Below are 19,262 nucleotides of genomic sequence, written 5' to 3' on the forward strand. Positions count from 1 at the left end.
CACAGCACTGCTGCAAAAAAAGCGACATTTCCCCACGATCATGGAGGAGAGATGTCGCTTTTTTTCGTAAGTTATTTAGCAGCTCGACTATTATCCCTCATGTGCGTCAAACATCGTTTTCGCATAAAAAACGCCGGAACCGTAAGCACCCGTATTTTGAATGACCACATCCATCACAGGATTATAGGTTTCCTGACGAGACCAATCGCGCTGATATTCGAGCAGGACAGAGAGCCAGGTGACTGGAATAGCTCCAGCCTGAATCATCCGCTGCACGGCCATGTCATGAGCCTCTGTTGTTGTTCCACCCGAAGCATCTGTAACGATATATACCTCGTAACCGTCCTTAATGGCGGCCACTGTCGGAAATGCCAGACATACCTCCGTCCACAAAGCGGCCATAATCAGTTTCTTACGGCCTGTTTTTCTCACCGCATTTACAAAATTCTCATCTTCCCAAGAGTTCATAGAGGTGCGATCAATTGGTTTTTGCTCAGGGAACACCTCCTGGATATGCGGGTGAAGCGGTCCTGAGAAGGATTCGGAAGCCACCGTTGTCAGAATGATCGGAGCATTGAATACTTTAGCCGTCTTAGCCAATCCCACCGTGTTGTTAATAATGACCTGGCGATCAGCGCTTTGCGTGCCAAATAACATCTGTGGCTGATGATCGATAAGGATAATAGCGGAGTTGTCTGGTGTAAGCAAATCTTCTTTGTCCTTAAACATATAAAAGTCCCACCTTCGCTCTATTTTGGATACAGCAGACTTTAATCGGCTAAGCGATGTGCTGTTGTATGCCACTTATACTAGAAAAATAATCCATTTTAAACAATTGGCTTTTTTCTATAGGAAAGATAGGAAGAAATTATACCTTGAATATAAGTTTTTACTATATCAGGTATAGAGAGAGCCTTATTGATGCGTTTTGAAGCCTTCCCATAGAATGAAACTATCAAAAACTTGTGTAAGATCAATTCTGAGCGTAAGGAGGTATTCTACATGTGGGGATCCATGATCTTGGCATTAGGCACAGGGATTGCAATCGGCATCGTGTTCCAATCGCTTCGTATACCCTCTCCCGCACCGCCATTCTTAGGCTTGCTAGGCTTATTCGGCATGTTCCTGGGGCAGCGATTAATTCCATGGATCAAACTCTGGCTATCCAGTAAGTAGTACATAACATGTAAAGGGGGATATACGATGTCCGAGCAAACGCGTGTTACAGAAGCAGAACTCATTATTCATAATGCGCACATGATTACAATGGACGAGGCGAATCCGATCGCTTCCGCTGCAGCCATCAAATCGGGCCGATTTATAGCCGTTGGAGAAGAGGCTGAAGTCATGCAGTATCAAGGGGCAGCAACCCGTATGGTAAACGCCAATAAGCGGATGCTGATTCCGGGACTGAATGATTCTCACATTCATCTGATTCGCGGTGGTTTGAACTACAATCTAGAGCTTCGCTGGGACGGAGTGCCGTCGGTCGCTGATGCTTTGCGTATGCTAAAGGCTCAGGTTGACCGCACACCCGCACCGCATTGGGTTAGAGTTGTGGGTGGTTGGACAGAGTTCCAATTCAAGGAACGCAGAATGCCTACCCTGGACGAGATTAATCGCATCGCACCGGATACACCGGTGTTCATTCTTAATTTGTACCGTCAGGCCTTCTTGAATAAAGCGGCTCTTCGCGTAGTTGGCTATACGAAGGACACACCGAATCCACCAGGCGGCGAGATTCAGCGGGACAGCAAGGGGAATCCAACAGGGATGCTGATCGCAAGACCAAATGCAACGATTCTATATGCAACCTTGGCGCGAGGTCCGAAGCTGGGCTACGAGGATCAGCTGAATTCCACTCGCCTATTTATGCGGGAGCTCAATCGTTTTGGCATCACGAGTGTCATCGATGCCGGCGGCGGTTTTCAGAATTATCCGGATGACTATCAAGTATTTGAAGAGCTGGACCGACGGGAGGAGATCACGGTTCGCACGGCCTATAATCTCTTTACACAGAATCCGAATAAGGAGCTGGCTGATTTCGAGAAGTGGACAGCTTCATCCACCCCTTATACGGGAAGTGCTTATTACCGGCATAACGGTGCGGGTGAAATGCTCGTATACAGTGCGGCAGATTTTGAGGATTTTGTCGAGCCTCGCCCGGAGCTGCCTGCCGTTCTGGAGGATGAGCTGTTTGGGGTTACACAGCATCTTGTTTCGCAGCGGTGGCCATTCCGTCTGCATGCAACATATGGAGAGTCGATCTCCCGATTCTTGGATGTATTTGAACGTGTGAATAAAGAGGTGCCTTTTAAGGATCTGCGCTGGATTCTGGATCATGCCGAGACCATTCATGAGCGAGATTTAGAGCGGGTCGTAGCCTTAGGAGGATCGATCGCTGTCCAAAATCGGATGGCATTCCAGGGAGAGTATTTTGTTGACCGTTATGGGGCTGAGGCAGCCGAGAATGCGCCGCCGATTGCGAAGATGCTTACGGCTGGTCTGCGCGTAGGCGTTGGAACGGACGCGACTCGTGTGGCGAGCTATAATCCATGGGTAGCCTTGTACTGGCTCGTAACGGGCAAAACACTCGGCGGACTCTCCTTGTATCCGGAATCCAACCGTGTGGAGCGCCATGAAGCGCTTCGGATGTATACGGCAGGGAATGCATGGTTCTCCAAGGAAGAGGATGTCAAAGGGCAGATCAAAGCTGGTTATTATGCGGATTTTTCGCTGCTCTCAGCTAACTTCTTGAGTGTTCCTGAAGAGGAGATCAAAAAAATCGAATCGGTATTGACGGTAGTCGGAGGGAAGATCGTCTATGGCGTCGGCGAATTCCAGCATTTATCACCTCTAGCTCCCAAAGCAAGCCCCGACTGGTCGCCGCATAACTATTACGGCGGGTACTATAAGACACCTATATCCGGAGGGACAAACGGCCAGCAAGTGTTAGATCAACAGCATCAACAGCTTCACCATCATCACAGATGCAGTCACCACCATGGAGGGGGGTTCTGCGACTTGGATTGTTTTGTGTTCTAGAAGTATAGTCCTATACGAAGCAGAGGCTGTGCACAGGCTGCCGTTTGATCGGCGGCCTGTTGATGGTTGCAAGAGCTTCCCCGTTTCTTACTAAGCATAACTTGGAGGTTGTTTATCATGACTAAAAAAACAGCTGGAATTCATCACATTACATCGTTTGTGGGTAATCCGCAGAGAAACGTTGATTTTTACGCGGGGGTATTAGGTCTCCGGCTCGTAAAAAAGACCGTCAACTTCGATGCTCCCGAAGTATATCATCTTTATTTCGGCAATGAAGTGGGAAGTCCCGGCACAGCGATGACGTTCTTTCCATTCGATGGAGCCCGCCGCGGCAGAGTGGGAGGAGGCCAGGTTGGGCTCACTACGTTTGTGGTCCCGGCCGGAGCGTTGACATTCTGGGAAGAGCGATTGGCTAAACTGAACGTTGAATTTAAGCGCACGCAGCGTTTCAATGAGACCTACCTGCAATTCAATGATAAGGACGGCCTGCAGCTGGAAGTGGTTGCGAGAGAAGAAGGGACGTTAAGCAAGTGGTCCTATGGGGGCGTGCCAGCCGATAAAGCGATCAAAGGGTTTGGCGGAGCAGTGCTATATAGCACGAATCCCGAACAAACCCAGAATACGCTAAGAACCGTTATGGGCTTGGACAAAGTCGGCGAAGAGGGCGGACTGGTACGATATCGTTCCTATGGTGATCTTGGTAACATCATCGACGTTAATGCTGAACCCATGGGATGGGGGAGTGAAGGCGCAGGCACCGTTCATCATATTGCATGGCGGGCACAGCATAGCGAGGATCATGTCATGTGGCGTGAGCATGTTGTGCAGCACGGTTTTCAAGCCACGCCAATCATTGATCGCCAGTATTTTAATGCGATATACTTCCGCGAACAAGGGGGAATCCTGTTTGAGATCGCTACCGACCCTCCAGGATTTGCAACCGATGAGCCTATGGAGAGCCTGGGGGAGAAGCTTCAGCTTCCACCTTGGTTGGAATCCCAGCGAGACATTGTAGAGGGGAATCTTCTTCCCATTGAAGTTCGTGTGTTAGGCGAAGATATACATTAAAGATAAACCTAAGGAGATAAATAGGAGGATATCATGGGGAAAATTGCGATTTTTGGATTCGGACGCATTGGAAGACAGCTGCTTCGTGCAGCACTGCTTAACGATTTATTTGTACCTTATTCCATCTCAGACATTAAAGATGAAGCTGCGCTGGCTGCCTTGTTTGAAGTAGATACAAATTATAAGCGCTGGCATGAGCCTGTTCAAGGTAGTGAAGGAAAAATTACGATAGGCGACCGTCACATCCACTACTTGAATGCAGCACAGGAAATTCCGAACTGGGGAGAGCTCGGTGTCGATCTGGTTATTGATTGCACAGGACGCGCGGTTACACGGTCTGTTGCAGAGCTCCATCTTCACCGGGGAGCCAACCGAGTGCTCGTAAGCGGTCCAAGCAAGAGCCTGGAGGATTGTGATGCGGTGCTCCTAAAAGGCATTAACTTGTCCAGCTATGATCCGGTAGAGCATAAAATTATTAGTATGGCCAGCTGCACGACTAACGCATTGGCACCTGTGGTTAAATTGGTCCAAGAGAATTATGGGATTAAATATGGTTTATTCTCCACCGTTCATTCCTATACCAATACCCAATCATTGACGGATCAGCCGATGAAAGACCGCAGAGACTCCTGGGCGGCGGCGGAGAACATTATTCCTTCCTCATCGGGAGCTGCCAAAGCACTTAAGTTCATATGGAAGGATCTTCAGATCACAGGCAAAGCCTATCGAATTCCAACCCGAACCGGCAGTATTGCGGAATTGAATCTCATTACGGAGAAACCATGTACAGCGCAGGAGATCAATGATATGTTCCGCAAGGCTGCCCAAGAAGGCGAGTTAAAAGGCGTGCTGGATGTGCTGGAGGGAGAGTGGGCTTCCTCCCGTATCGTTGCAGATCCGCATTCTTCAATTATTGATCTTCCGCTAACACAGGTCCAGGGCGAGCTCTTATCCGTTGCAGCCTGGTACGACAATGAATGGGGCTATGCTTCCCGGTTAGCTGAAGTCGCTGCCTTTCTTGCGATCGAGCAATAAGCTTATTTGAATAAAATGAAAAGAAAGCATGCACCGGTAAAACTGAGGTTTCACGGGTGCATGCTTTTTTCAATTTTTCATAGACTTAAATCGAACGGTTCGGCTGATGCTGATGGCCGGTTGCAGCAGGCGGCTCTCGAAGCGGAATTAACAGTGGAACGATCATGCTTAGACAGAGCAGGCCAGCCAGGATTTCAAATGTAAGTAGATGACCTCCCCTATCAATGAGATAAATGGAGAGTATAGGTCCGAGCGACGCACCTATAAATAGCATGAACATGTGGAACGAAACGGCAATGGCTCTAACCTCTCCTGCAAGCTGACCGATCAGCGAGATGAGGGCAGGAAGTGCAATGGCAACGCCCGTTGTGAATACGATGCTCATCAGGATCAGGAAGGTTAAATTAGGCCAGACTCCGAGAAATCCGAGACCGATAGCTGCCAATAATAATCCGCTCCACAACACACGTTTCACCCCGTACTTGGCGACCAGTTTACCGTCGAATGGAGACACCAGCATGCCGATAATACCTGCTGTCCGAATCCATAAAATATCCTCATGACTTAATTGAAATGGCGGACTCGTCAAGTAACTGCCGAGCGTCGTAAAATATCCAACCAGTGCAGTGAACAGGATCGTCGATATAATGTAGCAAAAAGGAAGTCCTTTGATCTGAAAAATGGTACCGATCCGGACGAATGAAGCAGCAATGCTGCCTCGCTTCCGATCATTCGAGTCGCTTGGAATTCCAAAGGTAATGATCACAAAAGATATGAGATAGATGCCGAACAAAAAATAGAATACGTACGACCAGCTGAACGTGAACACGATGATACTGCTGTAAATTTGTCCGATGATACTGGCCATCAGGAAGGCGGTACTAATAAATCCGATCATCGTTACTCGCTTCTTCGCGGGGAACATCTCCATGGCATAGGCTAGAACAGATGGGGGGAACATGGAAGCAGCCAAGCCTTGAAGACAACGCAAAGCAACAAGCCAAAAGAAGGATTGGACGGTGCCGATCAATAGTGTTGTTAAGGTTAGCAGCAGCAGCCCGGTAATCATCAATTTTTTACGTCCATATCGATCAGATAGAACCCCGAAGAGGAGTCCTCCGCCTGCGAAGGCAAAAGAGAATGCGCTGCCGACCCAAGCGGCTTGAGAGGAAGATACTTGGAATACTTCAGCGAATAGTGAGATTAAAGGAATCGTTATGTAGACAGCGGAGACAACGATCAATGAACACCAGAACAAAATAATCGTAACGGATGAGCTAGGTGCGCGTTCTGTTGATAGACGGCTCAATGGCTGCCCCCTTTCTATGTGTAGTGCGTGTTTCGAGCCGAACCAAGGTGGGTTTCACCGATACAGTTAAGCATGGAACCCATTCAAATTTAATCCCCATTAATATTCTCCTTTACATGTAATTAAACCCATCTTATAAGCCGTATATATTCTGATCAATATGGAGCTAACTATATTTCATATAGTTTTTATTTATAGAATAATTTGATGTATTCACTTGATATGCTCATCCAATTTAAGGGTAATTACATATAGAAAAATCCTATAGAAGGTATAGTAAATTGCTAAAATACAATACTTAAAAAAACCGCTATGATAATGATGAAAAAGGTCAGTGGTGGCTGACCCTAAAAAACTAAATCGAGAGGAACGTATAAACATGCCTAAATTAAATGTAGGAACCGAAAACGGACAACCGATTGAACTATATTTTGAGGATCTTGGTGCGGGTAAACCCGTCATTCTCATTCATGGCTGGCCGCTCAGCGGACGTTCTTGGGAGAAGCAGGTTCCAGCGCTTATCAACGCAGGCTATCGTGTAATTACTTATGACCGCCGCGGATTTGGACAATCCTCTCAGCCGTATAATGGATACGACTACGATACGTTTGCAGCTGATCTTGATCAGCTGATTACACATCTGGATCTGAGCGATGTAACACTGGTCGGTTTCTCCATGGGTGGCGGTGAGGTTGCCCGGTACATTGGTACCTATGGAACGAGTCGTGTTAGAAAAGCCGTACTGGCAGGTGCTGTTCCTCCGTACTTCTACAAATCTGCCGAGCATCCGGAAGGGGGATTGGACGAAGCGACGATTCAAGAATTTCAAGCCGGCCTGACAGAAGACAGAATCGCTTTTCTCGATGGCTTCACGCATAACTTCTTTAAGGCAGGAGATCGAACAGATCTGGTCAGCGAGCCCTTCCGGTTGTACAATGTTGCCATTGCTTCTGCTGCTTCTCCAAAAGGAACGCTGGATTGTGTTGCTGCCTTCGGCCGGACCGACTTCCGTGAAGACTTGGCCAAATTCGATATCCCGCTGCTCGTCATTCATGGGGATTCCGATGCGGTCGTTCCGCTTGAAGTCAGCGGTCAGCTCTCGCATGAAGCCGTGAAAGGCAGTGAACTTGTTGTCATTGAAGGTGGACCACACGGCTTGAATGCGACTCACGCTGAGCCATTCAATAAAGCGTTAATCGATTTCCTGAATAAATAAATGGATAAAAAGTAGATCTATATAATAGAAAGAATCGGTCCGCAGGCATCTAAAACGATGCTTCACGGGACCGATTCTTTTTTTCTGCTCTGGACTTTATGGCTGAGCCTTTTCTGAATGCGAGAGGCGTCTAATGATAGTTATTCGATTCACTCTCGTTATATTTACCATTGCTGTCATGCTGCGATTGCTTCCGGCGGTCATTGCGGGCTTGCTGCTTCTGCTGTGCATCCAGGCTGTTCACAGCCGTGGTTTCTAGATCTTTCACTTCATTTATAAGATTCTTGTCTGGTTGGTTCGTACTCAATTGATGAGTCCTCCTTATCTAACTGAGATCGGTTTATGAGGTATATTATGTGCTGGCTTATATGCACCTATTCGTGCGAGGAGCAGATCTGTATTGCAAATTTCACTCGCAAGAGCAGCAAACGAAAACACATGAAAGCGACACATCAAAAAAGACCCAGCGATCGCTGGGTCTTTCATGTGCAAGCTGCAGTCAAGCTAGGTATTAGAGTCGATCCTTTGGAGCAAGCTCAATGGCAGAGCGGATCGCCGCCAGCATGCTCTTGTCTTCAGCAATATTTTTGCCTGCAATATCAAATGCTGTTCCGTGGTCGACAGAGGTGCGGATGATACCGCCTTTTAGTCCGACCGTAATGTTCACGCCTTCTTCAATACCCATGACCTTGATTGGCGCATGCCCTTGGTCGTGGTAGCAGGCAACAACGATATCAAAATCGCCTCTGCCAGCTCTAAAGAACAAAGTGTCAGCAGGGAGAGGACCTACTACATTAATGCCTTCCTTCTGGGCACGCTCAATGCCGGGCTGTAGCTTTTCTTCTTCCTCACCGTTTCCGAAGAGTCCATTCTCACCTGCATGAGGGTTGATTCCGCAGACCGCAACTCTCGGGTTGTCGAAACCGGCTTTCTTCAGCGTATCATGGGCAAGCTTAACGACAGTATACGTTCTATCCGGAGTAATGCTGTGGATGGCTTCAATCAGTCCCATATGGGTTGTCAGGTGGATGACCCGCAGGTTCGGAGTTGTCAGCATCATGGAGAAATCTTTGGTATCCGTGAGATCAGCCAAAATTTCAGTGTGTCCCGGATACAGGTGTCCGCCCTGGTGCAAAGCCTCCTTGTTCAATGGAGCCGTACAGATGGAGTGGATCTTGTGCTGCTTCGCTAGGTCAATCGCTCTTGCCAGAAACTGAAAGGCTGCATCTCCTGCTACAGCAGATACTTCACCAAATTCAAGATCTGCAGGGACGAGATCCAGATCGATTACATCCACGGTACCAAATTCGTATTTCGCCTCAGATGGCTCCTGAATCGAACGTACCTTCAGATCTGAGCCGATGATTGGCAGAACTCGGTCTAATATTTTGGCATCCCCGATCACAAGAGGATTGCAGTTATCGTACATTTCCTGGTGGGCTAATGCCTTCATAATAATTTCGGGTCCGATGCCTGCTGCATCACCCATCGTAATTCCGACGGTTGGTTTCATGCTATAGTTCCTCCTTTTAACTTTTGAATCGCATGGATAAATACGTCTGGCTTGCCGAATCCGCCTGCTTTTGTAATCACGTACAGATCCTTGACGCCTATAAATTTCGAAATCGGCACACCAATTTCCAGCTCGTCCAACAATTCAAAGCCGCTGATATTCCACATCATACAGATTTGCTTCGCCGTATCTCCGCCTGTCATGGAGACACCTGTAAAATAACCCTTCTCCAGCAGTCTTGCACAAACCTCACCGATGGCTCGCACAATCTCGTTACTAACCTCGGTATGGTTAAGTCCTCTGGACTCGCCGGTGGTACGTGCTTGTTCGATATCGATCTGCTCTGCTGTGGAGTAGATCACAGTATCCTTACCCTCTAAGGCCAGTGACTTCACTTCTTCAAATACACGTTCCATTTCTGCGTTGCGATCCGATGGCTCAGACACAGCCTTGTAAGATATAAATTGTACCGGGCACACATCCGTTTGTTCAAGCAGCTGTCTGAGCTGTGCGCGCGAGTTCTTGTTTACACTGCCGACGACAGTAAGAGTCGGACCTTGATTTTCAGCGATCGTAAGCTCTGAGTGAGCGTGTGATATAGCGTAATGCTCGGGCAGGTAGTTCGCAATCCCTGCTGAACCGGCCCATGCAAACGTATAGCTTAGCTGCTTCGTTGTTTGCAATATCCGTTCCAAATGATGCTCCTTGGTCGAGTCAACGAGCACATAAGGAACGGAGTTCTGCATAAAGTGTTTCAGCTTATTTTCAACATGATCTTTCCCGGCATCCAGATCACTTGCGGATATTTCACCGACCTCATACTTCGTTTGCAGCTTAAGCAAATCTGGAAGGTAAGAGAGAGTAACCGGAGTCTTGGGATCATTTGCAATTTCTGTTTCACCAAGCGGGATACCATTCAAATAGTGGACACCGTTTAAGATGGTGCGATTGTTTTTGGGATAGCCGGGTGCAATCATCATAAAGTCAGGCTTAACGACATCATATAATGCATCGATCTCTGCACCGATATTTCCACGCATGGTGGAATCCATCTTTTTAAAAATGGTATTGAATCCGGCCTTTATTAAGAATTCCGCGGCCTTACTTACCCGCTGATAAGCTTCTTCCTGGGTGATGGAGCGGCTGTCTGTATCATAGACGACAGCATCGTAGCTGCGAATGTTATCCTCATCCATATCAAATAATACGCTTGTTCTAAGGCCATGACGTGCGAGCTGAACTCCACTGTCATTGGCGCCAGTCAAATCATCTGCAATGATGGCTAGTTTCATGCAGTTACCTCCTCCTTGAGAAAAACGAGTGCAAATTGAGGGGCTATTATAACCTCTATGCAGCTGGATTGTTATATTTTTCGACGCCGCCGGATTTCTCCAATCGTTTGGATAAGAAGCCAATGAAGATCGGCAATAAGATGGCGGTCGTTACGACACTTGCCGCAATTTGTACTGTGGCGATTTCAGCAATCGGTCCAAAGGAAGCATTCGCTGCGACGATCGCAGCCGGTGTACCTACTGCATTACCTGCTGTTGATCCTTCCGATGCACCGACAATTGGGTTCCAGCCAATGGCTCTGAAGAGCAGGAATCCGAGACCGCCTGTGAGCAGCACGGTTAGTACGCCTAGCAGGATACCACTAAGGCCACCTTGGATGATGGAAGAGAAATTGATGCCCATCCCCAGAGAAAAGGCGAAGAAAGGAACCAGCTTATCACTGCCTTTGTGCAGCCATTCTGCCATATTACGGTCCAGGTTACCAATAATTATGCCGACAGCCAGCGGAAGCAGTACTGCTACGAAGGACATCGGTGAGAACATTCCGTCAGCAAAGCCCATCGCGCCAAAGATCGAGAGCGCTACCATGGTAAGAAACGGTCCGTCACTGAGTGCAAGGAAAGGGTAAGCTGCTTTGTCATCCTCTTTCCCGTATTGTCCAGCTAGTGCAATGTAGAGTCCACCGTTTGAGTTCGTCATGGCGGCAATAATGGCGAGAGGCGCTAGACCCAGAAATAGTCCGGTTGAAGAATCGGCAAACATGATGGCAATCAATCCGATGATTGCGCCGACGGCCCATTTAAACACCAGCAGCGTAACACCCTTTGCAACAGATGAACCCGCTGTTTTAAACGTAATTTGCGTACCGGCGATCAATAGGAATAGTGCAATAAGCGTGCTTGAACTGTTGACAAATAAGGCTTCGGTAAAGCCGCCAATCCGCAAAGCGTTTGGAGCAAATGTATTGATACATGCCCCGATGAGAAGAGGGACAACCATCATGCCGCCAGGGATCCGATCTAACGTCGCTTTAATATTCATATTGTTAGCTCCTTGTGTAATCGTTTTAATAAAGCGTTTGCAGGAACAATACTATATCATGTTGTTTATTTTAGCAACATTAAAATTATGTAAATGTGCCTAAATTTAAAAATTGTTTAAATATGCAACACATTACGCAATAAAAAAAGCGTAAACTTATTCATTCTTAAGTTTACGCCATAGGGTGGCTCGATTAATCCCTAATCGCTCCGCTGCCTTGGATTGATTATTATTTTCTTCTTGCAATACATAGGAGATAATTTCTTTTTCAATTTCTTTTAATGTACCTGTAAGCTCTATGGAATTCGAGGCCTTCGAAGTAGAGTATCCGTCTAATAATCGGGAAACTGTATTTGCTGAAAGTACATACTCCGTTTCGTTCATGGCTGCTTGTTTAATCAGCTGCTTTAGCTGGCTTATAGACATATGGGATGCTTTTTGCTGTATCAGCTGCAATGCATCTTCCTTAATCTTGATTGCCGTTGTTCCATATTTCTGATAATAATCCGATAGAAAATGCTGAATCAGTGATGGCAGATCATCCAGTCTCTCCAAGAGGGTCGGCATGATGATGGTATTCAGTTTAAGATGTGGAGGCCAATGCTCGTTCAGTGCCTGTTCACTGATAATGAATATTCCAACCTGCTGATTCAGGCAGGACTCAATAAATGCGATCCATTCTGGATCCTCAATGCGGTGCTCCACATGATTCAATTCTACATTTCTTACTTTGGCCAGTGGAATGTCGCTTAATACACCTGGAGGAACTTGCTTCAGATCGATCTGGAGCAGCAGCCCTCCATTGGCATACGTTTGATGAATATACTTCACCAAGTAGGACTTTCCTGTATCCTCCTCACCCAGCAAATGAATGGGCTCATGATACTTATAGAGCATGTTAATATGGCTTAACGTTGTGCGCATAGCAGTGGATTCAGCTACAATGGGCTCTACGGATGTCTCATAATAGGCTTTGATGCCAAGATGAGCAAAGGCATAGGGCTGTCCCTTTTCCAAGGAGTAAACCTTGTAGCTGATACGGTTTATCGTCGTTTCATAGGCGTTAACGGTGAGCTGATAGTCATCAACTATAAAAACATTTTGAACCTTCGATTGATGAAAATCGATATTCGTGTTGGTCACATAGATATGGTTCTCTGTCAAAGGGTTATGGTCAAAATCGTTCAACTGTTCGTATACGACTTCATTATGCTCATTCAATATGATGAGGTTGGGATGCTCATTCATCACGAGCTCATTCAAAATTAACGATATGGTGTTGTTCTTGCTCAAATAGCGATAAATAAGCTGGGCATCATCCAGCGCTCTCAATATCGATTCTTTACCGGATTGAATCAGCAGCCCCTTCATGCCATAAGCATTAGCTGTATTCACGGTAATAACATCCCCCACAATTTGGCGGTAACCTGCCGCCTTTAACTCAAGCAGCAGTCTTGCCACATCCTCGGAGCTGTGTATGGTATACACCTTTAGAGGCAAATCCATCAGATCAATAATCGATTGTGCGCCTGATGTAATATTGGAGAATCCGACGATAGCCGTTTGACCATTAAACTGACTGGCTAGCGTTAGCGAACGAATCATATCGTAACCCGAAAGGTGGACGTCGATGACGGGAATCGTCACGGCTTCTTTAATGAATTGAGCCGTCCCTCCGCGGCTAATAATAACTTCTGCCCCGTTTTTTTCTGCCCTAGCTGCGAGTTCGGCTCCTCTGCCAAGATCACCGATCGCATATTGAATATCTAAGTGGGGAAATAGCGGAATGCACTCTTCTATAATAGGAATCATCGCTTCATAAGGAGCAATGATGTGGACGTGTGTACGCATATGTCTCCTGCCTTTATTTATTACTAACTTATGTAACCTGTCCTGCTTATCTTATTATAACCAACTTATGTAGGAACCGCACTTAAGAGCACAAGCGCTCACATGACATCAGTCCTTCTCGTTTTGTGCTGCTTTTTTCAGCTTTGCTATATTTTGTATCAGATCTCGGAGCGTAGATTCCACAACGGGATCACCACGAAGCTGTACGTTGTAATCGGCTTCAGTTTCTCTAATAATCTTCAGTATATATTCTTCTTGTGGCTCAGGATTAATCTCGTATTTCTGCTCTCTGCCATTCAACCAATCGATAGAAACCTCATATAGATCAGCGATTCTCTGCAGCATGTCCAAGTCAGGCTCTCTTATTCCGTACTCCCAGTTTGCATAAGTGCTGCTGCGTTTTAGACCTAACTTTTTGGATACGAAGACCTGAGACCATCCTCTGTGTTCTCTTTGTTGCTTCAGACGATCTCCCAAGACAGACATTATGAAATCCCTCCTAAAAAGTTAGTTTAGCATGGTTACACAGAATAAAGTTTTATTTACACAATAAGTGTTCATGTACACGAATTGTGTAGACAAGAACGAGGAAATTTATACACCATACGTGTAAAAAGTTTATAAAATATAGTTGCAAAATGTGGAAAAAGTAGTAAAATAGACGAAAAGAGAGGTTTTTCTCTCATTCATATCATTTTCAGAATTATTTTTGTTAGCTCTAATTAAGAGTACATATAGGTTAGTTTTGATATATTTTATCTATATATAGTTTGATGGAGACAACTCATGATTGAGAATTAAGAGATTGAGATTTACCATCCGAACTATTCTTAAATTAGGGTTAAATTCCACAGTAATACTCACTAGCATGACTCATTTTGTGTAAGTACAAACATACTAAGGGGGAATTCATGTTGGGGAAGATTTCAATTTACTCACTTATTGAGAAGAAGAGACATGAACTCAATCTTCTGGCCGATTGGTATGGTTATAACTCTGAAATTGTACTTGCGAAATCCAGAGAAGTAGATGACGATATTAACAAATACTACAGTCTGGTTAAACAGAAGAGTGCTCACGATCATCAGTAACCCGCATTCTGTATTCAGGAAGCGATTATTCGCTGTGAGATGTTAATTATAGTGCTGCTGAGACCCATTTTAACGAATGGGTCTTTTTGTGATCTGTATCTTTCAAATGTCTTTAGAAATCTGTTACTATGGAATAGAATAGGGAGGTAAACGTATACAACTGAAACTGTAAACGCCTACACTCTTCGTTTTTCTTGTATTCTTTCATTTATATAGCAATATGAATCAATCTCATAAATCATTTAGTACTTTCGAAAAAACATTTCAGGAGGGAATCATTTGAGCTCACAACTTATCGGTGTTCCATTAGAAGGATTTGCAGAATTCAGTAGAAAGGTCGCGGCAGAAGGTGCAGTACTGCTCAAGAACGATGGACAAGTGCTGCCTATACAACGTTCCGAAAACGTTTCAGTTTTTGGACGTACTCAGGTAAATTACTATCGCAGCGGTACCGGATCAGGCGGCAGTGTCAATGTGGTATATACGACCAATCTGCTGGATGGCCTTCGCGCAAAGTCTCAAATCGAGGTCAATGAGGAGCTAGCAGCTACCTATGAAAAATGGATTGAACAAAATCCATTCGATAACGGCGGAGGCGGATGGGCAGCCGAACCTTGGCATCAGAAAGAAATGCCATTGACCGATGAATTGGTATCTGGGGCTAGAAGCAAATCTGCAAAGGCAATTGTTGTGATCGGGCGTACAGCTGGTGAGGATCAGGATAATGCGAACGAGCAGGGAAGCTATCAGCTGACGGATGATGAAAAAGCGATGCTGACCATGGTAACGAAGTATTTTGAACAAACCATTGTCGTGCTTAATGTCTCCAACATCATTGATATGAGCTGGCTGGACGATGCAAGTCATGTTTACCCGATTTCGGCAGTGATCTATTCATGGCAGGGCGGAATGGAAGGCGGAAATGCGATCGCCGATGTGCTGGCAGGGGATGTTACGCCGAGCGGTAAGCTGACCGATACGATTGCATATTCCATCGAGGATTATCCTTCGACCCGTAATTACGGTCATGAGTTTAAGAATCTGTACGAGGAAGATATTTACGTAGGTTATCGTTATTTCGAAACCTTCTGTCCGGATAAGGTGCAGTTTGCATTTGGATATGGACTGTCCTACACGACCTTTTCAATTGAGAATGATGGTGCGACGAAGGGGAGCGAAGGTGGAGCCGAATTTATTGAATTGAAGGTCAAGGTAACTAACACAGGCAGCGCTTATGCGGGCAAAGAGACTGTTCAAGTCTATTACGAAGCGCCGCAAGGGAAGCTGGGACAGCCTGCCCGAGCGCTTGCCGCTTTTGCCAAAACAAAGCTCCTTGAGCCGGGTGAATCAGAGCAGCTGACACTCCGCTTCTCCGTTGATTCTATGGCTTCCTACGATGACAGCGGCGTAACAGGGCACCCATCGGCTTACGTATTGGAAGAAGGGGTGTATCGTTTCTATGTCGGCAGCAGCGTTAAACAGCTGGAAGCAGTAACGGTAGACGGGCAGGAAGGCTATATTCTTGAATCGCTTGTCGTCGTGGAGCAGCTGCAGGAGGCGATGGCGCCAACGGAAGGCTTCAAGCGGATGATGCCTGGTGCACGCCAGGCGGATGGCACATATGAGCTGTCGGCAGCCGAAGTTCCCACACGGAAGATTTCTCTTGGAGAGCGAATTGAGAAGAATCTTCCACAGACACTAGCACAGACGGGAGATCAAGGCTACAAGCTGAAAGATGTGCATGAGGGTAAAGTCAGCATTGAGCAATTTATTGCTCAGCTGAGCGACCAGGATCTGGCGGCTATCGTTCGGGGCGAGGGTATGAGCAGCCCGCTCGTTACGCCAGGGACGGCTTCGGCTTTTGGAGGTGTCAGCGACAGTCTGCTAGGCTTCGGTATTCCTGTTGGATGTACAGCAGATGGCCCTTCCGGCATCCGGATGGACAGCGGGCAGCAGGCAACACAGGTGGCAATCGGCACACTGCTTGCAGCGACATGGAATGTGGATCTGGTCGAAGAACTCTATGTGATGGAAGGCAGAGAGCTGGTCCGCAATGAAATCGACACTCTACTGGGGCCGGGCCTTAATATTCGCCGCAGTCCGCTGAACGGCCGGAACTTTGAGTATTTCTCCGAAGATCCACTGGTAACCGGTTTGTTTGCAGCAGCTTGTACGCGCGGAATTCGCAAGGGAGGTTCTTTTGCTACACTGAAGCATTTTGCCTGCAATAACCAGGAGAAGTATCGTACCAAAGTCGATGCGGTCGTATCGGAGCGTGCTCTGCGTGAGATTTATCTAAAGGGCTTTGAAATGGCCGTAAAACAAGGTGGGGCAAACTCCATTATGACCTCATATAATCCGATTAACGGCCATTGGGCTGCTTCCAATTATGATCTGAACACGACGATTCTCCGCGGTGAATGGGGATATAAAGGGATCGTGATGACGGACTGGTGGGCCGTGATGAACGATTCGGCGAACAGCGGTCCAGCAGACCGTAAGAACACGAACTTTATGATTCGCGCTCAGAACGATCTCTATATGGTGGTCAGCAACTATGGAGCGGAAACGAACGCGTATGGCGATAATACGATAGAATCCCTGGAGAACGGCACGCTCACGCGTGGGGAATTACAGCGTAATGCCATCAATATTTGTGAGTGGCTGATGCAGGCTCCGGTGTTCTCAAGAGATACGTTTATTAAGGAGAGCGTGGAGCAGTTTAAGGCGAGTGTATCCCTGCATCCAGAACAGGTGCAGACGGTGGCAGAGGAAGGTCAAGTGAAGATCGTGCCAGACAGTCCAGCGGTGATTAAAGTCGAAGCGCCGGGAGTGTACCGCATTTTTGCAAATGTCATGTCTCCAGATGGCGAGCTTGCACAAAGTGCTTGTAACCTGATGCTGAACGGACAAGTGGTCACTACGGTCCAAACGAACGGAACGGAAGGTAAGTGGGTGAAGCTGAAGCAGATCAAGGTGGAGCTCGAAGCAGGTCTGTATGAATTGACGTTTGAGCATATCAAGCCAGGTATGCATATTGACCAAATTGAATTCAAGCAAGTGTAATAAAAGGTTTCACATAGGCCTCCGCGTTTGCGGTGGCTTTTTTGCTTGTGGGTGGTTCTAATGTATAAATTGAAGTTTAAGCTGGCAGGTTTGTGTGTTTAAATCAAATCTGTGGCAAGATTGCAATGCAATAATTCACCTAAATCACAAGGATCTGTTACGGAATTCCAACAAACGGACGAGTTCCATTGACCTTATCATTAGACCCGTTGTAAGATGTCCCTGAATGCTGAAGTGAGATGAGCCGTTTACCAGTCTGACCACAGCATATAGCAGGAGAGGACAGGTGGATAATGAACAAATCAAGCAAGAACGCAATGCGTTTTTTCAGTGTCGTCGGAATGATCGAGGGGATTTCCTTCATTTTATTGCTTGCGATTGCCATGCCTTTGAAATATGCATTTGATATTCCAGCAGCTGTAACCATTGTGGGGGGAGCACATGGGTTTTTGTTTGTTCTCTATATCATCGCCATTGCGATTGCAGCTATTCTAAACCGCTGGTCGATCAAGATGGTGCTGGCAGCACTCGTCGCCTCCATCATACCTTTTGGACCTTTTATTATTGATCGCAGAATACGCAGAAATTTGGCGGTTGCCTGATCGACATCGCTTGCGAGGAATAGATACGACATAGAATATAAATAGAAGAAGTAAGGCTGTTGAGGTGATCTCAATGGCTTTTTTTCTTTTGGTGATTCTTTTTGGTGATATGAGAAGGAGTGATACTAGGGGTCATACGGAGTAACGAGTGGCAATCAGCTTATTTGGCAGAATGATTATGTGGTACAGACTCGGATTTCGCATATGTTATTACTTACATAAAAATTATCATTTTACATCGATTCTTGTCATTATTTCTCGGGAAATAAGCTGTGTAACTCGCTAAAATACTCACTTATATAGTAGAAAAGTCAAATTAAAAGGCGAATCTTAGCGGAGCATCATTGCATCGGTTAGCCTTCAACGCCATGGATATACTCATTAGGTAAATATAGGATATAGTAAAGAGAAATCAAGGATCATAGCAAATGGAGGCTTATCAGATGGTTAAAAAGGTACTGTTAACTGGATTCGACCCTTTTGGAGGTGAACAGATTAATCCTGCGCTAGAAGCTGTGAAGCGGCTGAATTGCAAGAAGACGAGCAATGTGAAATTGGTTGCTTATGAAATCCCGACGGTCTTCTCCAAGTCCATTCAGCATGTCATTTCCGCTATCGAAAAAGAGCAGCCCGATGTTGTCATCTGCATTGGACAGGCTGGCGGACGGACACAGATTACGCCGGAACGTATCGCGATCAATGTAGATGATGCCCGTATACCAGATAATGAACAGCAGCAGCCGATTGACGAGCCGATTGTACAGAACGGGCCTACCGCCTATTTTTCTACATTACCGATCAAAAAGATGGTAGAAGCGATGAGAACAGCCGGTATTCCCGCGGCCGTGTCTAATACGGCAGGTACTTTTGTATGCAACCATTTGTTTTATGGCTTAATGCATTATTTGCAGTTCTACTCACCACATATTCGCGGCGGCTTCATACATATCCCGTATCTTCCTGAGCAGACATTGAACTCATCTGCCCCGAGCCTATGTCTAGATCACATTGTAAAAGGTCTTGAAATTGCTGCGATCACAGCTGCAAATGCCGAAGAGGATATCAAGATAATTGGAGGAGAGCTTCATTAGCGTAGAAAGGAGTACCTACCCCGTATAGGTTATTCGATGGT

General features: G+C 46.3%; 17 protein-coding genes. 9 read left to right on the forward strand and 8 right to left on the reverse strand.

All coding sequences use genetic code 11. The annotated features are described in order from the left end of the window. Nucleotides 1-90: 90 nt before the first annotated feature. Nucleotides 91-729, reverse strand: coding sequence for a hydrolase (locus tag TCA2_RS22955; RefSeq protein WP_047913927.1), 639 nt, complete (start codon nt 727-729; stop codon nt 91-93). A gap of 273 nt (nt 730-1,002) precedes the next feature. On the opposite strand from TCA2_RS22955, the gene TCA2_RS26790 reads away from it, so the two are divergent. The 4 genes from TCA2_RS26790 to TCA2_RS22970 all read left to right on the forward strand — a co-directional run bounded on the left by TCA2_RS26790 (nt 1,003) and on the right by TCA2_RS22970 (nt 5,148). After that, nucleotides 1,003-1,176 carry a XapX domain-containing protein gene (locus tag TCA2_RS26790; RefSeq protein WP_076315583.1) on the forward strand — a complete coding sequence of 58 codons (174 nt, stop codon included), beginning with the start codon at nt 1,003-1,005 and terminating at the stop codon, nt 1,174-1,176. Between the two features lie 27 nt (nt 1,177-1,203). After that, a complete protein-coding gene (locus TCA2_RS22960) occupies nt 1,204-3,045 on the forward strand; it encodes an amidohydrolase (protein ID WP_047913928.1) in 1,842 nt (613 codons plus the stop codon). 117 nt (nt 3,046-3,162) lie between these two features. Further along, entirely contained in the window at nt 3,163-4,113 is a 951-nt protein-coding gene (locus TCA2_RS22965) for a ring-cleaving dioxygenase (protein WP_047913929.1), read from the forward strand. A gap of 33 nt (nt 4,114-4,146) precedes the next feature. After that, nucleotides 4,147-5,148 (forward strand): type I glyceraldehyde-3-phosphate dehydrogenase, encoded by a 1,002-nt coding sequence (locus tag TCA2_RS22970; protein WP_047913930.1) that lies wholly within the window; start codon nt 4,147-4,149, stop codon nt 5,146-5,148. An 85-nt stretch (nt 5,149-5,233) separates the two neighbouring features. Here the strand turns inward: TCA2_RS22970 and TCA2_RS22975 are convergent, their stop codons facing one another. After that, entirely contained in the window at nt 5,234-6,457 is a 1,224-nt protein-coding gene (locus tag TCA2_RS22975) for an MFS transporter (RefSeq protein WP_047913931.1), read from the reverse strand. A gap of 379 nt (nt 6,458-6,836) precedes the next feature. Here TCA2_RS22975 and TCA2_RS22980 point away from each other — a divergent pair, with 379 nt between their 5' ends. Next, a complete protein-coding gene (locus tag TCA2_RS22980) occupies nt 6,837-7,673 on the forward strand; it encodes an alpha/beta fold hydrolase (protein WP_047913932.1) in 837 nt (278 codons plus the stop codon). A 130-nt stretch (nt 7,674-7,803) separates the two neighbouring features. On the opposite strand, the gene TCA2_RS27350 is transcribed toward TCA2_RS22980, so the two are convergent. From TCA2_RS27350 to TCA2_RS26795, 6 genes are all read right to left on the reverse strand, one after another. Then, a complete protein-coding gene (locus TCA2_RS27350; RefSeq protein ID WP_177178851.1) occupies nt 7,804-7,980 on the reverse strand; it encodes a hypothetical protein in 177 nt (58 codons plus the stop codon). A gap of 204 nt (nt 7,981-8,184) precedes the next feature. Then, complete coding sequence (gene pdxA / locus TCA2_RS22985; protein ID WP_047913933.1) at nt 8,185-9,186, reverse strand: 4-hydroxythreonine-4-phosphate dehydrogenase PdxA; 1,002 nt, start codon at nt 9,184-9,186, stop codon at nt 8,185-8,187. Next, nucleotides 9,183-10,478 (reverse strand): four-carbon acid sugar kinase family protein, encoded by a 1,296-nt coding sequence (locus TCA2_RS22990; RefSeq protein ID WP_047913934.1) that lies wholly within the window; start codon nt 10,476-10,478, stop codon nt 9,183-9,185. The genes pdxA and TCA2_RS22990 overlap by 4 nt, the downstream gene beginning before the upstream one ends. 55 nt (nt 10,479-10,533) lie before the next feature. Beyond that, nucleotides 10,534-11,520, reverse strand: a complete 987-nt coding sequence (locus TCA2_RS22995) for a 2-keto-3-deoxygluconate permease (RefSeq protein ID WP_047913935.1) — start codon at nt 11,518-11,520, stop codon at nt 10,534-10,536. Between the two features lie 156 nt (nt 11,521-11,676). Next, on the reverse strand, nt 11,677-13,371 hold the full coding sequence (locus TCA2_RS23000; protein ID WP_047913936.1) for a PrpR N-terminal domain-containing protein: 1,695 nt from the start codon (nt 13,369-13,371) through the stop codon (nt 11,677-11,679). Nucleotides 13,372-13,479: 108 nt separating this feature from the next. Beyond that, the gene (locus TCA2_RS26795; protein WP_047913937.1) at nt 13,480-13,857 is read right to left on the reverse strand and encodes a helix-turn-helix domain-containing protein; all 378 of its coding nucleotides are present in this window, start codon (nt 13,855-13,857) and stop codon (nt 13,480-13,482) included. A 425-nt stretch (nt 13,858-14,282) separates the two neighbouring features. Between TCA2_RS26795 and TCA2_RS23010 the strand changes: the two genes are divergently transcribed. From TCA2_RS23010 to pcp, 4 genes are all read left to right on the forward strand, one after another. Then, nucleotides 14,283-14,462, forward strand: coding sequence for an aspartyl-phosphate phosphatase Spo0E family protein (locus TCA2_RS23010; protein ID WP_047913938.1), 180 nt, complete (start codon nt 14,283-14,285; stop codon nt 14,460-14,462). A 279-nt stretch (nt 14,463-14,741) separates the two neighbouring features. Then, the gene (locus tag TCA2_RS23015; protein WP_047913939.1) at nt 14,742-17,528 is read left to right on the forward strand and encodes a glycoside hydrolase family 3 C-terminal domain-containing protein; all 2,787 of its coding nucleotides are present in this window, start codon (nt 14,742-14,744) and stop codon (nt 17,526-17,528) included. A 293-nt stretch (nt 17,529-17,821) separates the two neighbouring features. Next, complete coding sequence (locus TCA2_RS23020; RefSeq protein ID WP_047913940.1) at nt 17,822-18,130, forward strand: DUF3817 domain-containing protein; 309 nt, start codon at nt 17,822-17,824, stop codon at nt 18,128-18,130. A 443-nt stretch (nt 18,131-18,573) separates the two neighbouring features. Further along, a complete protein-coding gene (gene pcp, locus TCA2_RS23025; protein WP_047913941.1) occupies nt 18,574-19,221 on the forward strand; it encodes a pyroglutamyl-peptidase I in 648 nt (215 codons plus the stop codon). Nucleotides 19,222-19,262: the final 41 nt, after the last annotated feature.

The organism is Paenibacillus sp. TCA20 (genome assembly GCF_000732325.1).
Lineage (GTDB): Bacteria > Bacillota > Bacilli > Paenibacillales > Paenibacillaceae > Paenibacillus > Paenibacillus urinalis.